Origin of the sequence: Paraglaciecola sp. L1A13 (assembly GCF_009796745.1) — a bacterium.
Lineage (GTDB): Bacteria > Pseudomonadota > Gammaproteobacteria > Enterobacterales > Alteromonadaceae > Paraglaciecola.
Genome location: NZ_CP047024.1, coordinates 741,159 through 755,871, shown reverse-complemented (window position 1 = coordinate 755,871; position 14,713 = coordinate 741,159). Strand labels below are relative to the sequence as shown.

At 41.6% G+C, this 14,713-nt stretch carries 11 protein-coding genes; 4 read left to right on the top strand and 7 right to left on the bottom strand.

What is annotated here, in order from left to right:
* Nucleotides 1-106 precede the first annotated feature (106 nt).
* The gene (locus GQR89_RS03145) at nucleotides 107-1,114 is read left to right on the top strand and encodes a LacI family DNA-binding transcriptional regulator (protein WP_158768718.1); all 1,008 of its coding nucleotides are present in this window, start codon (nucleotides 107-109) and stop codon (nucleotides 1,112-1,114) included.
* A 602-nt stretch (nucleotides 1,115-1,716) separates the two neighbouring features.
* On the top strand, nucleotides 1,717-3,963 hold the full coding sequence (locus GQR89_RS03140; RefSeq protein WP_158768717.1) for an alginate lyase family protein: 2,247 nt from the start codon (nucleotides 1,717-1,719) through the stop codon (nucleotides 3,961-3,963).
* Between the two features lie 123 nt (nucleotides 3,964-4,086).
* Here GQR89_RS03140 and GQR89_RS03135 read toward each other — a convergent pair whose 3' ends face one another.
* Entirely contained in the window at nucleotides 4,087-5,022 is a 936-nt protein-coding gene (locus GQR89_RS03135; protein ID WP_158772114.1) for a cation diffusion facilitator family transporter, read from the bottom strand.
* Nucleotides 5,023-5,226: 204 nt separating this feature from the next.
* Here GQR89_RS03135 and GQR89_RS03130 point away from each other — a divergent pair, with 204 nt between their 5' ends.
* Nucleotides 5,227-5,634 (top strand): hypothetical protein, encoded by a 408-nt coding sequence (locus tag GQR89_RS03130; RefSeq protein WP_158768716.1) that lies wholly within the window; start codon nucleotides 5,227-5,229, stop codon nucleotides 5,632-5,634.
* 109 nt (nucleotides 5,635-5,743) lie between these two features.
* Here the strand turns inward: GQR89_RS03130 and GQR89_RS03125 are convergent, their stop codons facing one another.
* The 6 genes from GQR89_RS03125 to GQR89_RS03100 all read right to left on the bottom strand — a co-directional run bounded on the left by GQR89_RS03125 (nucleotide 5,744) and on the right by GQR89_RS03100 (nucleotide 13,462).
* Nucleotides 5,744-7,129 (bottom strand): NAD(P)(+) transhydrogenase (Re/Si-specific) subunit beta, encoded by a 1,386-nt coding sequence (locus GQR89_RS03125; protein ID WP_158768715.1) that lies wholly within the window; start codon nucleotides 7,127-7,129, stop codon nucleotides 5,744-5,746.
* Nucleotides 7,130-7,141: 12 nt separating this feature from the next.
* Entirely contained in the window at nucleotides 7,142-7,423 is a 282-nt protein-coding gene (locus GQR89_RS03120; RefSeq protein ID WP_158768714.1) for an NAD(P) transhydrogenase subunit alpha, read from the bottom strand.
* Entirely contained in the window at nucleotides 7,423-8,592 is a 1,170-nt protein-coding gene (locus GQR89_RS03115; RefSeq protein ID WP_158768713.1) for an NAD(P) transhydrogenase subunit alpha, read from the bottom strand. Before GQR89_RS03115 ends, GQR89_RS03120 begins: the two co-directional genes overlap by 1 nt.
* A 154-nt stretch (nucleotides 8,593-8,746) precedes the next feature.
* The gene (locus GQR89_RS03110) at nucleotides 8,747-9,670 is read right to left on the bottom strand and encodes a sugar kinase (RefSeq protein ID WP_158768712.1); all 924 of its coding nucleotides are present in this window, start codon (nucleotides 9,668-9,670) and stop codon (nucleotides 8,747-8,749) included.
* Nucleotides 9,671-9,739: 69 nt separating this feature from the next.
* Nucleotides 9,740-11,038 (bottom strand): MFS transporter, encoded by a 1,299-nt coding sequence (locus GQR89_RS03105; protein ID WP_158768711.1) that lies wholly within the window; start codon nucleotides 11,036-11,038, stop codon nucleotides 9,740-9,742.
* A 141-nt stretch (nucleotides 11,039-11,179) separates the two neighbouring features.
* Nucleotides 11,180-13,462 carry a polysaccharide lyase 6 family protein gene (locus tag GQR89_RS03100; RefSeq protein WP_158768710.1) on the bottom strand — a complete coding sequence of 761 codons (2,283 nt, stop codon included), beginning with the start codon at nucleotides 13,460-13,462 and terminating at the stop codon, nucleotides 11,180-11,182.
* A 496-nt stretch (nucleotides 13,463-13,958) separates the two neighbouring features.
* Here GQR89_RS03100 and GQR89_RS03095 point away from each other — a divergent pair, with 496 nt between their 5' ends.
* Complete coding sequence (locus GQR89_RS03095) at nucleotides 13,959-14,690, top strand: FadR/GntR family transcriptional regulator (protein ID WP_158768709.1); 732 nt, start codon at nucleotides 13,959-13,961, stop codon at nucleotides 14,688-14,690.
* The last annotated feature ends 23 nt before the right edge of the window (nucleotides 14,691-14,713 follow it).

Genomic DNA, 14,713 nt, shown 5'->3' with positions numbered 1-14,713 from the left:
CTTAAAAAACATAAATCGATTTAGTAAATCGATTTAGTTGATAAAATTATCATACTCTTGCAGAATGTCAATCTGCGTTTAGCTAGAGCTCGTTACAGAAAAATACATGTCAAAAATAAAGTTAATTGATGTCGCTAACTTAGCGGAAGTGTCGAAAAGTACCGTGTCCCAATACTTAAATGGACGCTTTGACTATATGTCTGAAAAAACTAAAGAGCGGATTAAACGGGCGGTAAGCGAGCTAAATTATGTTCCAAATCCTATTGCCCGTAGCCTTAAACTGGATAAGACCAAAACGATAGGTGTCATTGTTAGAGACATAACGGGGTTCGATACCAGCCGCACGATAAGAGGCATTGATGACTACTGCAAAACAAGTGATTACAACGTATTAATATACAACACAGACGTTGATCCCGAGGTAGAGGCTAAATCGTTAGAGGCATTGTATCAACTGCGAGTTGACGGCATTATTATTGCTCCAACAGGTAACAATACAGATCTAATAAATAAGTACATAGCTAACGGCCTACCTATAGTGAACTTTCAACTTGAGCATGATGGAAATGAAAAAAGCATCATTATTTCTGATTACCGAAAGGCCGCATATGAAGCAACCGAATATTTGATTACATTAGGCCATCAGCGTATTTGCTTTGTGACTCAAGATTTTACTAATGTAAAATCCAGAATGGACCGCTACCTAGGCTACGCAGATGCCTTGAGTCATTATGGCATTCCGGTGGATGATCAATTAGTACAATATTGGCATCGTAATTCAGGGTTTCAATCATCACCTAAGAGCATCCTTAATGGAATAAATCCGCCCACGGCATTTTTTACTCAACATCTCCCAATTACTACTGAGTTGTTAGCGATGCTAAACGCCGCCAACATTTTAATTCCTGATAATGTTTCTTTATTGGGCTTTGATGATATTCCTATGGCGGAGTTTTTTAAGGTACCCATTACTGTAGTGACACAAAACCCTTATGAAATAGGCCGAGAAGCCACTAAATTGTTGCTTAATAATATTAATAACAAAGAATTGGGCCGCCAAAAAGTGATGTTGCCCTGCTCTTTGACCGAAAGGTTATCTTGTAAAAAGTTATAGCGAAGTATTTAACTAATAAAAACGCACAACCTACCAAAATTACCATCCGGTGTTCGTTGGCCACTGCAACGATAATGTAAAACTTAAGAACCTAAATATCATCATCCAATGACTATACAAGCTGCTTTAAGCAGTTCTGATAATTGGCAAGTACAAAACCACGAATTGGTTGATCATTTGGTATAACAAAAGATTGACATTCAACCTACCAATCAGTTAAATTTGCAACAGTAAAAATCATTTTATTAACAATTAAATAATAAATTTCGTTGCCTATATAACTATCTATCAGCCTGATTTTATTTAATTAATTGATTATAAAAAGCTAAGTATTTGAGATTATTTAACACATAAAACGAATCTTAACTTGACGAGTAAAGCACAGTAGGTAATTAGCCTGATTTTGTGAAGAGTGACAAGTTAACTATGTCTGTGCTGTCTCAGATGAAAGGTTCCTCCGTTGTTATTAGGGTGTTAAAGCTAACTGGGCTTCACCTATTTTTCGGCTGGCTATGGGTGGTATCGACCAATAGGTACTCTTCTAACCCCCTTAGGATCTAAAAACAACCTCTTGTAAATATGATAAATCGGAGCTAATAGCGATGAGAAAAATAAAAATCACTGCTCTTTTATTAGTGGCAGCGACATTGAACATACCTTTGACAGTAAACGCTCAGGAACATCCAAACCTGATTATGACTAAAGCCGGTGTGCAAAAGGTTAGAAGTAACTTGGGCAACGTGCCTTTGTTTGATTCATCGGTACAAAGCGTAAAAAAAGAAGTCGATGCTGAAATTGCGCTTGGCATTGATACCCCTATCCCCAAGGATTTTTCAGGTGGTTATACCCACCAAAGACACAAGCTAAACTTTCTGACTGCACAAAAAGCCGGTGCGCTGTATCAAATATTGCAAGACGACAAATACGCTAAATATATTAAAGACATGTTGTTTCAATATGAAGCTATGTACAAAGACTTGCCTGTTCACCCACAAGAACGTTCTTATGCCCGCGGCAAGTTGTTCTGGCAATGCCTGAATGACAGTAACTGGCTGGTTTATATGAGCCAAGCCTATGATGCCATTTACGATACGCTTTCAGTGCAAGAGCGAGACAAGCTAGAAAACAACCTATTTCGCCCCTTTGCTGATTTCATTTCTATCGAGAATCCACAATTTTATAACCGAGTGCATAACCACAGCACATGGGGTAATGCTGCGGTTGGTATGATTGCGCTAGTAATGGATGATAAGGAGTTACTAGACCGTGCTTTGTACGGGATCGAAGACGATGGCCTTGAAATCGGTGGACGTGACAACGATGGCGGTTTTATAAAAGTAGCCGGTCAAAAAGCAGGATTCCTAGCCAATTTGGAAGACCCGTTTTCACCTGATGGTTATTATACTGAAGGTCCTTATTATCAACGCTACGCTATGTATCCCTTCTTAATATTCGGCTTAGCCATGAACAATGTAAAACCAGAAATGAAGGTTTTTTCACACAAAAACAATGTGCTACTAAAAGGGGTCGATGCATTACTTAATTTGACTGATGCCGATGGCGAGTTTTTCCCGTTAAATGATGGCCAAAAAGGTATGTCATATTACACGCCTGCATTGGTGACAGCGGTCGATATTGCTTATCAGTATGGCGATCAAAATCCACAATTATTGAGCATTGCTGAAAAGCAAAATGAAGTATTATTAGACCAGTCAGGCTTGGCAGTTGCTATAGGCATTCGCGACGGCAAGGCTAAACCATTTGTCAAAAAATCCATTAACCTCTCTGATGGACAAGATGGCGATCAAGGTGGTGTTGCTGTGCTTCGCTATGGTAACGAAGACCTAACCCTAGTATTTAAGTATGCTGCTCAGGGGTTGAGTCATGGTCACTACGACAAACTGTCCTTTTCTCTATATGAACAAGGTGATGAAGTTGTGCAAGATTATGGCCTCGCGCGATTCGTTAATATTGGTCAAAAAGGTGGTGGCAATTATCTAAAAGAGAATAAAACTTGGGCCAAAACCACTATTGCTCACAATACGTTATCTATCAATGAAGAGATGCACTTTGGTGGTAAGTATGAAATAGCCAGCGAACATCACTCAGATTTGTATTTCTATGATGCATCTAAAGATGATGTGCAGGTAGTAAGCGCAATTGAAACCAATGCTTATCCTGGTACTCAGATGCACCGCACCATGGCCATGATTAAAAGTGAAGGTTTCGAAAAACCCTTCCTACTGGATATTATGAAGGTTAATTCCAATAGTAAAAACCAATATGATTTCCCTTTCTATTTTATGGGTCAAGTCCTTAGTGACAACTTTGAATATGACTCTCCAACATCTTTAGCTCCGCTAGGTAAAGACAATGGGTATCAACATCTATATCTAGAAGGTAAAGGCAGACCGTCTAGCGACACTACTCAATTTTCATGGTTGGGCGATGGCAAGTACTACACCTTAACGTCAGCAACACAAAAATCAGACGAGCTGCTATTTACCCGATTAGGTGCCAACGATCCAGAGTTTAATTTACGCAGAGATGCAGCTTTGATGATCCGCAGAAAAGACAGCGCCAACACCACGTTTGCGTCTGTCATTGAACCCCATGGTAGTTATAGCCCTGTTTCTGAGTTATCGGTGAATTCCGACAGTAGCATTGCCCAGCTAACAGTGGTGCATGATGATGATAAATATACTGCCGTTTCAATTGAGGATGTAAAAGGGCAAACCAGTCTATTCATTGTAGCCAATGAAGGTGCGTCGATGAGCAAAAAACATACGTTGAAAATTGACGGCAAATCATATAACTGGACGGGCCCTTATCACTATACCGGTGGTTGATTAGCGACTTAAAAACATAAGTGATTGTCGCTGCGCGGCAGTCACTTATTTCAAAAGGAACCGATAAGCGCTTCTCACAAACCATATTTGGTCAGCTATTTAGCCCTGCCTACCAAGCTAAACTCAAGCGTCCCTGCAGGCTTCCTGTGGATATTCAAACTCTATTGTTGTGTGCGATAACTTATATTCGTCTAAGCAATCGGCCACCTCACATTTTATCGCCACTAATTGCTCAGGCATCAGCATTTCATTTAAAACCAAATGTGCGGTCAGTACATGTTGCTCGCCATCCAATGACCAAAAGTGTAAATGATGTATATCCTCAACATGCGCAATTCGTTGCAGCTTTTGTTTAATTTGATCCTGCACTTGCTCATCCGGTACACCTTGTAGAAATAACCCAAGGGTCATCTGAATATTGCGTACCACGTTGTATAAAATGAACAACGTGAATGCGATAGAGAGTAGCGGATCAAGTATAGGTAAGTTAACGAACATAAGTACCACTGACACTATAAGCACAGCGACCCAACCCAATACATCTTCAATTAAGTGCCAGTTAAGTACCCGCTCGTTTAGCGTATTACCAGCACTGAGCTTATACGCAGCGAAACCATTCACCGACACCCCTAATAGCGCAAGTAGAAACATACCTTCGGTATGGGGCATCTCAGGGGCAAATAAACGAGGTACACTTTCTATTAGCACCCATATCGAACCGCATACCAACACAATGCCGTTTAACATCGCGGCTAGCAGTGATAGACGTTTAAAACCGTAGGTAAAGCGATCAGTGGCCTTCTTATTTCCAGCACGATTTAAAAACCACGCGGTACCAATTGATAAGCTATCGCCTAAATCATGTACAGCATCCGCCATAATGGCCGTACTGTTGGTTAACCAGCCTCCGATAAATTCAATAATGGTAAAGGTGACATTGAGAAAAAAAGCCCAGCCTATACGAGACGAAGATGGATCAATATGATGATGGTGCCCATGATGTGAATGGTTATGCTCGGAATGGGAATGGGCGGCCTTAGTTTCTTTTGCTTGTGTCATGATCTTAAATATAACTTCACTTTCTGCTGTTGAGTTATTATTACCACACAATGGCGTGCCTTTCATTGCTTGAATAATTGTCTCACAGCACGTGGGTAGGGTAATACTGAACTTTATTACGCCAGAATGCTTGCATAGATTGAACTTGAACAGGCAAAATCTGTCTTCCAAACAGCCACTTTCCTATAGATTAAAATTCACGTTATGAAACACTATTTTTTTTTACTGCTTACCCCTTTAGCGCTATTTGGTTGCGCCACGTTAATGCCACTAGATGACGGTTTAACTCCGTTTAAAGGAAAACCTGTGAATCAATTGTTCAGCGTTATTGGCTTCCCAAATAATATTGAGTTGGTCAACAATAAAATTGTTCATACCTACCTAATCGAACGCAATCACGTTGGTTTGGTTACCGAAACAGAACATGCGACAGGTTTAGAGGGCCAAGACCCACTTATCGCCAAGACTATGATGCAACCAACACAAGTCAACGTAGAATGTGCATTAACAGTGATCACCAATAAGCAGAAAATAATCGAGCAATGGAAATACGAAGAAACTTACGAAGGTTGTACGCCATACCGCACAAAGCTCGCAGATTTTGTACACTGATAAACAGACTGAGTAATATCAGGCAGACAAAAAAAACCCTCATCGCTTGTTTGCACATTGAGGGCTTTTTAAAATATATCAAACGTAAAACTATGTGCTGAAGATACAGTTAGTCGTTAAATTGTCTAACAATGTGACCCAGTGTTTCTTTAGCATCACCAAATATCATGCGTGTATTAGGTTTGAAGAACAACGGGTTATCAATTCCAGCAAAGCCTGATGCCATGCCACGTTTAAGTACAAATACATTTTTTGCTAAATCTGCATTGATAACTGGCATACCGTAAATAGGGCTACCTTTCATTTCACGTGCCGCTGGGTTGACCACGTCATTTGCACCGATCACCATAGCCACATCGAAATTTTCAATACGCTTATTGATCTCGTCCATTTCGAACAACTGCTCATAAGATACGTCAGCTTCTGCAAGTAGCACATTCATATGCCCTGGCATACGACCCGCTACTGGGTGGATGGCGTACGCAACTTCACAGCCATTTTCTTCAAGCTGAAGCTGTAATTCTTTCATTACGTGTTGGGCTTGCGCTACCGCCATACCGTAACCTGGAATAACCACAACAGATTGGGCAGCTTCTAGCACATAATAAGCATCATCAGCTGATAGCGGCTTAACTTCACCTTCAATCACCATGTCCGTTTTGTGTACCGCCATAAAGCCTGAGAACAAAACATTGCTTAATGAGCGGTTCATGGCTTTACACATGATGTTGGTCAGAATAATACCGCTTGCGCCAACTAACGAACCAGCGACAATCAAAATATTATTATGCAAGGCGAAACCAGCAGCACAGGCAGCTAAACCCGAGTAACTGTTAAGTAACGATATAACCACAGGCATATCCGCGCCACCAATAGGTAGCACTAACATGATGCCAAATAGTAAAGACAAACCTAGGGCAACGTACAGCACCTCACTTGATGACAACGCAAAATCAGGCTGAGCGACAAATGCGTACCCCGTAGCAACAATGGCCAACACGATGATGCCATTCACAACAGCTTGTCCGCTAAAGGTCACTGCGCGTCCTGTAATGCGCTCACTTAATTTGGCCCAAGCCACAATACTGCCAGAAAAGGTTACGCCACCGATAAGCAACGCTAAAAACGTCACCACCAGAATAAATACCGATATACCGGCACCACTTTGGATCGTCGCCCAAGCAACGAATACGCTAGCCAAACCACCTACGCCATTCAACAAAGACACCATTTCTGGCATATCGGTCATAGCGATTAAACGTGCTGCGAAAAAACCCACCACGGCGCCTGCTAGCATAGCGATGGCAATCCATTGAAAATTCACAATATTATTATCGAGTAAGGTCACAACTATGGCTAACAGCATAGCGATGCCTGAGATAAGGTTACCTTTGCGCGCACTAGATGGGTGACCAAGAAGCTTTAAGCCAAAAATGAATAGTGCGGCAGATATTACGTAGGTGAAATTAATCACTAAATCTATATTTGATGTCATATTTATTCTCGCCTACTGCTTTTTCTTGAACATGGCTAACATTCTATCAGTGACCAAATAGCCACCAACTACGTTGATTGTCGCCAAAAAAACGGCAAAAGCACCCAAGTACATGGCGTATTCACCCAAAGTTTCATCACCAGCTAAAGCCAAAGCGCCTACTACCGTAATACCCGAAATAGCGTTGGCACCTGACATTAATGGTGTATGTAATGTCGCGGGGACTTTTTGAATTAATTCGAAGCCGATAAAAATCGACAACAATAAAATAAATAGCAAATATATGGCTTCCATTACGCTACTCCGTCTTGGGTTGTTTGCTTCTGTGCTGCATAGAAATCACTGATCATGGCGTTCACCACTTTACCTTGATAGGTAATAATGCATCCAGACTGCACCTCATCGTTAATGTCGAGGGCAAAGCGATTATCATCTTTTGACCAAAACTCGCTTATCAAGTTATACAGGTTACTTGCGTACATTTGAGTCGCATGTTTTGCTACGCCATTTGCCCATGCCCCTGTTCCAATAACATTCACACCGTGAATGCTTACCGTTTCTCCTGATACGCTACCTTGCACATTTCCACCAGTTTCTGCAGCCATATCAACGATGACACTACCTGGGCGCATCGAGGCAATGGTCTCTTGATTAATCAATATCGGAGGCTTGCGGCCAAACAATTGTGCTGTGGTAATAACGATGTCTGAATCCGCGATACATTTTGCTTGCTCTCGCTGCTGAATTTGCATTTGTTCAGGTGTCAGTGCCTGAGCATAGCCTTGGCCGGTTTCACCGGTTTTGCCTAAGTCTATGTCCAAAAACTTGGCCCCTAAAGATCGCACTTGCTCTGCTACCACAGTACGAGTATCGAATGCGGTTACACTTGCGCCTAAGCGTTTAGCCGTTGCGATAGCTTGTAACCCCGCCACACCTGCTCCGATAATAAATACTTTTGCGGGTTTCAATGTACCTGCCGGTGTCATCATCATTGGTAGTACATTAGGAAGGGTATTAACGGCTTGCATCACCATCACATAACCCGCCAAACTTGCTTGCGAACTGAGGGCATCCATCTTCTGACAACGACTAATACGTGGGATCATTTCCATACTAATACTGGTTACACCTTTACTACACAGGGTGTCCACGAAGCTAGGTTCATTGAAGGGGTCAAGATAACTCACTACCAATGCGTCTGATTTAACATAAGCAACATCGTCAACGCTAAGCTTATGTAAACTAAGTATAATGTCACCTTTTTGCAGTAACGTATTGCGGTTCGCTTCGACGGTTGCCCCCGCCTCTACGTATTCTTCATCTGGTACATGAATATGCTTACCCAATCCTGATTCAATAAGCACATCTGCGCCCAATAATTTGTATGCCTTTACGTTAACGGGCAAAAGCGCACAGCGCTTTTCGCCAGCTTTCATTTCAGCTGGAAATGCAATAGTAGGCATAGGCCCTCCAAGTTTTGTTACAATTTGACTTACAACAGTGCACAGACTATGCACTGCTAGAGTGCAATTTAGTAATTCAAATTAGTTATATAGAATATGTAAAAAACGTTATAAAAAAGTTATAACGCATTAGTTTCAGTGATATAGGTCTATTCTACTGAGTGAGAAGGCGAACAAAATCATCCTTGGGCGTGATCGCCCCCGGATACTGAATAACAATGGCTGCGGCCTTAGAGGCAAGACTCACCGCGTGTTCAATTTCTTTACCTGCTAACCGAGCGCCAATGTATACGCCATTAAATGAGTCGCCTGCTGAAGTGGTGTCGACCACATGGTCCACAGGCGCAATAGGAAGATGAATAAGATTGCTACCTAATTGGCAATACACGCTATTAGAACCATTCTTAATGACTAATTCGTGAATACCGTAAGGTTGACAGAATTCTAAAATATCACTGAGTTCAGTCAACCCATAAAGCTGAGAGAAATCATCGATACCCGGTAACAAAATATCTGTTAACTCATAGGCAAGATGGAATTGCTCTTGCGCTTCTTTTGGCGAACGCCATAATCTCGGGCGATAGTTAGGATCAAAAGCGAGCGTGACTCCTTGCTCCTTCAAGCGTTTAAGCATAGCCCAAAAAGCAGGACGCTCCTTAGGGTGAATAACAGCCAACGATATACCTGAAAAGAACACCAGATCGCTGTCGTACAATGACTCGATAGTGTCTTCGTCTACGTAACGCATCAATTCACGTGCTGCTGAATTTTCACGCCAATACAAAAATGAACGCTCACCATACTCATCAGTTTGTACTAAATAAACGCCTGGGTTTTGTTTACTTTTCTGAGATAAATATTGGTTATTCAAAGACGCCTGCTCACAATGTTGACGCAATTTTTCGCTGACAACATCCTGGCCAATAGCACTCATAAAATACACTTCCTGTTCAGGAAATGCGCGTTTTTGATAGACAGCGGTGTTGTAGGCATCACCCGCAAAAGACTGATGCATTACCCCATCGTTGCCTTCACGCAACTCCAACATACATTCGCCAATCAACACTACTTTTCGCATGATACACCCTGGATATAATTTAATTATAAAGCCCTGTGGGCTTCCATTAACGTTGTTGTGATAACAACCCTATTTAAGGCTTTTCAACGGCTCTACTTTTGGAATAAGGATCCAAATAGCCAGCATGGCAATGACCGCTAAAGATGCCCCAATAACAAAAGCCGGCGTATAGTTACCATCAGCGGTTAAATAAGGGACTAGCGCTGTTAACCCTAAAGCACCTAATTTTGCCGCCATGCCTGAGAAGCCAGAAAGTGTGCCAACGGCTTTTTTACCGAACAAGTCACTGGGCAGCGTTTGAACATTACCGATTGCGGTTTGAAAGCCAAATAAAATAACCGCCATAATCATCACTGCAGCAGTAGGGCCGCCAGGGTTTGCCATGGCTAACAAAGCCGGCAACATAATCAAACAACCTAGGGTGATGGTTAATTTGCGTGTTTTATCAACATTCCAACCTGCTTTAATGCGATTTTGTGCAAGCAAACCACCAAACCAAGCGCCAAACATGGCTCCAACATAGGGTACCCAACCGTAGATACCGATCTCTGTAACATTCATGTTATAAACTTCGTTGAGGTAAATAGGGATCCAGAAAACAAATAACCACCAAATAGGATCAATGGCTGCAGAAGCTATAATCACTCCCCAGCTTTGCTTACGAGACAGCAACTCGCCAGTAGAAGGATTATATTCATCTTCATCCTTTCCCGTTTCTACATCTAATGTTCTTTGTCCGGTTAAAATATACTCTCTTTCTTCATCAGTAATCCAAGGATGTGTTTTAGGAGGAGCCTTAACCAATATAATCCACGGAATAAGCCACAATAAGCCCATTAAACCAATTACTACAAAGACCATTTGCCAGTTAAAAAACACGGTTAAGTAAGCGATTAAGGGAATAGCAATAATACCACCGATGGCTGCGCCGGAATTGAAGATACCTTGGGCTAAAGCGCGCTCTTTGCTTGGAAACCAATCCGCATTACTCTTAGCAGCGCCAGGCCAGTTACCGGCCTCGGCCATGCCCAATACAGCACGAAAAATACTAAAGCTAAGTACTCCTTGCGCGAATGCGTGTGCCGCAGTAGCGAGTGACCAAACACCGATGGAAAGAACAAAGCCTAAGCGCGTACCAACCCAGTCAAATATCTTGCCAAAGATAGCTTGTCCAAAGGCATAAGATAAAATGAAAACAATCGATATATTTGCATAAATCTGTTTACGTTCTAAGTCCGATTCATTTGGAAAAAGGTCTTCAACAATATCGGGCCATAGCACGCTCAAAGCAGAGCGATCTATATAATTAATCACAGTCGCAAGGGCAACTAGAGAGACCACCCACCAACGCAAATTCTTCATTTTCATATTTTTATACTCTTGTTGGGTTAACGTAATTGTTAGACCAAAAAATAAACTACCCGCTTTTTTAACAATTTTAAGCTTTAAACTCTTAGGACTTTCTAAACAACAGCCATGCTCAGTTTAAGCATACAACGGTAACGGTCTTTATGAACCATTGCCCATTGTGATCATTTTATTATCTGCAACAGTTGCGGTTACTGGGCCTTTGGCATAACGTTCAGTTATGACTGGCGCTGGTGTATCGGCAAACGTGTTGCCCTTAACCACTGTCACTGGCTCGCCTACAGTGTGATCTATAATCACCGGTGCACTTTGCACAAATTCATTGTTTGAAATGGTTGTAACTTGCACACCTAATAGCGTCAAAGCTGCATCTGACTTATTGCGCTTGCCCTTACCAATATCACTGAATTTATTGTTGCTAAGCACGACATGGGGGCCAAAGGTACTTTCGTCTGTTCCGCCTCGGTAAACCTTAGCAATCGCCCCTTCAACATGCTCTACCACTGAATCTGATATCGTCAGATACTCGACGTTGTATATACCCAAATCATCAATTTCTTTGTTTAAGCGAAATAGATCACCTGTAATATGGCTGAACTGACTATTGGTCACGCGAATATAATCGGCAAAACTACGATTTCCGGCGTCAAAAAAGTGATACGAATGATTAATGTCGAGGTGTTCAAAGACACTGTTTTCAATGACTAAACGATAATTTTGCTGCATGGGTAAACGGGTAGTACGAATAAGGGTATTTCCTGCTGCATCAGGTGCGTTGGAAGCATCAATATGTACACCGTCTAAAGTCAAGTTACCAAAATTGTTGATCTCGAATAACGTGGAACGTTGAGGGTAAATAACTGCTTCGCCCTTTCTTTTGGCGCGAATAGTTAAGGTTTTATTTAGGCTTAGGATCTTGGCTTCACGATATTTTCCAGCTTGAAGTTCAAGTACATCACCAGTTGCTGCTTGGGCTATTGCATCAAATAAGGTGTTATCACCAGGCTCAACAGAAATTATTTTTCCTGAATCAAAGGCAATATCTGGTTCTGCTTTTGCGTACCAGCTTACCCCGACTTCATTTTTGCTAATGGGATTTAAATCTTGGCTTGCACCGAATTTCTGCTGCGCTTTATCACTTGGGTAAAGTAGCCCGTTAGCGGCGCGCTTTAAGGTGATTTCCTGTTGGTTGAAGCCCCTATCGATACTGGCTGTAGCCGCTTTATTTAATAAGTTATTTTCGAACTTTATACCGCTAATATCATCAAAAATATCGATCCCGTCGGTACCCTTATCATTAACAATAATATTGTCTTTAACAATGGAGTTTATAGGCGTGGCAGTACGTTCTTTATCGCTACCCGCTGCAAACTGAATATGCTCTACGTTCACTAAGGTATTATTTTCAATCAACGCATTATCCACTTGGTGATAACGATTGATCTTCGAATTAGGCACACCGTTCATGATCGTTAAACCACTGCCAAATCGGTATCCAGTTAGCCCTTCAAGGTAGTTATTGCGAATAATTTGATCACGGTTGATTATGCGTATACCACCCGTGTGATCAACACCATTGCCAAAAAATACATTATTTTCGACAATATTGCCGTTTCCGTGACGTAGAGTTAGCGTGCCACGGGATTCAAAAAATACGTTATTGCGAATGGTATTTTTACCCGACTTATTAGAAATTATCTCCACTTCGCCATTACAGCGATCAAAGTAATTATTTTCAATCAATGTAAAAGAGTCCGTTAACGAATGATGACTCGTACCAATCCGTAGTGTTTCACCGCCATTTGAACCTAAAATAGGGCGTGGACCAAAGTAGTTATGATCAATACGATGGTGATTTTGCTGACTTGCTTCAGTCGTTAATCGCACAGCCATGGTTACACCAGCGTTTCGCTTACCCACTACATGATTGTGGTCAAACCGGTTATGTTGGCCATACATCATCACCCAACTGTCTTGTTCGAATTTTTCGGGATTACTGAAGTTATCAATAACGACTTCAGTAATACGACTGTGGTTAGCCACGTCTTCTTTATTGCGACGAAATGCGATGACTTCGCCAGTAGGCGTAAAACCATCTTTAAATACTAAACCTGTCACCACCAAGTGTTCACCGGCAAGACGAAGGTTAGATTGTCCGCTAAGAAAGACTTTGCCCGGTGTTTGCCCACGCAGCGTTATAGGCTCTTCTTCGGTACCTTTGGCTTTAAATAAAATTTCAAAATTCTGCCATGTACCGTCAGCTAAAATAATGTTGTCGCCAGGCTGGATGTTCTTCAGCGCATTATCATAGGCTTGAGGATCTTTAACTAGGATATCTGCCGCAAATGCATTGCTACACGCAACAAACAATAGCGATAACAGAACGGGGCGTGTCAGGGAATGGAAATGAAAATTAGCGCGCATAATAATTGCTCAATCCTGTTCAAAATCGTTGATAGCTCTTGCCGGTATTGGCAATTCAGCTAAATAAGTGCGCTTTGCACGTGCGGGTACAAAGCGCCCTTTGAAAATTATATTAAGCCCGGAGGCATCGCCAACATACACATAAGTGTAGTGGTACAGAGGGTTTGTGTAAGTTGACGATTAAAAGCTGTGATCATGAAGAGCGCGACTTATTTTTATTTAGTTTTAGCATTACTAACACGTATTTTCTCGCTTTGCTTTCCAAGTACAGACACGCCAATGTAACCAATAGTCGAATTAAATGTCAAACTAATATTAACCAATTTAACAAATATGTTATTACCAATGAATTAAATATTGGTAATAACCAAAGTTAACGCTATGCTATACACTTGTTAAATAGTTTCGCGCTAGATTCGAAAGAGCTTGCATAAGCTGTACTTGTGGTAGAATAACTACAAGTAATAGGTATGACATTTAAAAGTAGGAAGTAAAAATGAAGAGTCGTCGATTATTCTGGAATATAGTCGAAAAAATAGAACTGCTTATTGAGTCTGGGTTATATCAACCTGGGAGCCGCCTGCCTCCAGAGCGAGAACTCGCTGAAACCTTCGATGTTAGCCGTCCTACTATTCGCGAAGCGATTATTGCCCTTGAGGTACGCGAACAAGTTGAAGTAAAAACGGGCTCGGGTGTGTATGTATTAGAAAACAAACTTGCCCCGCAGCCATTGCATAAAATCAGTGCTTTTGAGTTAACTCAAGCCCGTGCCCTTATTGAAGGTGAAGCCGCAGCCCTAGCTGCAGCCACTATAACTGATGAAGAATTGCTCGAGTTGAAAAGCACTTTGGACGCCATGGAAAAAGATGAAAATTCTGAACATGCTGACCGAGATTTTCATATGATCATTTCTCGCGCCACACGTAATAATGCCGTATTAATGGCAGTAGAAAATTTATGGCAAGTGCGCGACACCAATGTTGAAGTGAAAACCGCTTATAAAGGTGTTTGTAGCCAAAGTAGCGCGAAACGTTTAAATGAGCACACTGATATCTATCAAGCGCTTAAAAAGCGCGATAGCCAAACCGCTCGTGCAGCTATGCATCAGCACTTCAATCGTTTGATTAATGCCTTGTTTGAAGCAAAAGAAGCTCAAGCTTTAGAAGAAGTTCGTCGGCAAACAATTGAGACTCGAGGGTTATATTCCTTGTCACACGTAATGAAGTAAGCGTGTAACCTACTATTTTGCAG

What these genes read in the sequence shown, in the direction of transcription:
- GQR89_RS03130 (WP_158768716.1), top strand. Translation starts at nt 5,227, where the DNA reads ATGAAACACTATTTTTTTTTACTGCTTACCCCTTTAGCGCTATTTGGT.
- GQR89_RS03105 (WP_158768711.1), bottom strand. Translation starts at nt 11,038, where the DNA reads ATGAAAATGAAGAATTTGCGTTGGTGGGTGGTCTCTCTAGTTGCCCTT.
- GQR89_RS03140 (WP_158768717.1), top strand. Translation starts at nt 1,717, where the DNA reads ATGAGAAAAATAAAAATCACTGCTCTTTTATTAGTGGCAGCGACATTG.
- GQR89_RS03135 (WP_158772114.1), bottom strand. Translation starts at nt 5,022, where the DNA reads ATGACACAAGCAAAAGAAACTAAGGCCGCCCATTCCCATTCCGAGCAT.
- GQR89_RS03120 (WP_158768714.1), bottom strand. Translation starts at nt 7,423, where the DNA reads ATGGAAGCCATATATTTGCTATTTATTTTATTGTTGTCGATTTTTATC.
- GQR89_RS03100 (WP_158768710.1), bottom strand. Translation starts at nt 13,462, where the DNA reads ATGCGCGCTAATTTTCATTTCCATTCCCTGACACGCCCCGTTCTGTTA.
- GQR89_RS03110 (WP_158768712.1), bottom strand. Translation starts at nt 9,670, where the DNA reads ATGCGAAAAGTAGTGTTGATTGGCGAATGTATGTTGGAGTTGCGTGAA.
- GQR89_RS03125 (WP_158768715.1), bottom strand. Translation starts at nt 7,129, where the DNA reads ATGACATCAAATATAGATTTAGTGATTAATTTCACCTACGTAATATCT.
- GQR89_RS03145 (WP_158768718.1), top strand. Translation starts at nt 107, where the DNA reads ATGTCAAAAATAAAGTTAATTGATGTCGCTAACTTAGCGGAAGTGTCG.
- GQR89_RS03095 (WP_158768709.1), top strand. Translation starts at nt 13,959, where the DNA reads ATGAAGAGTCGTCGATTATTCTGGAATATAGTCGAAAAAATAGAACTG.
- GQR89_RS03115 (WP_158768713.1), bottom strand. Translation starts at nt 8,592, where the DNA reads ATGCCTACTATTGCATTTCCAGCTGAAATGAAAGCTGGCGAAAAGCGC.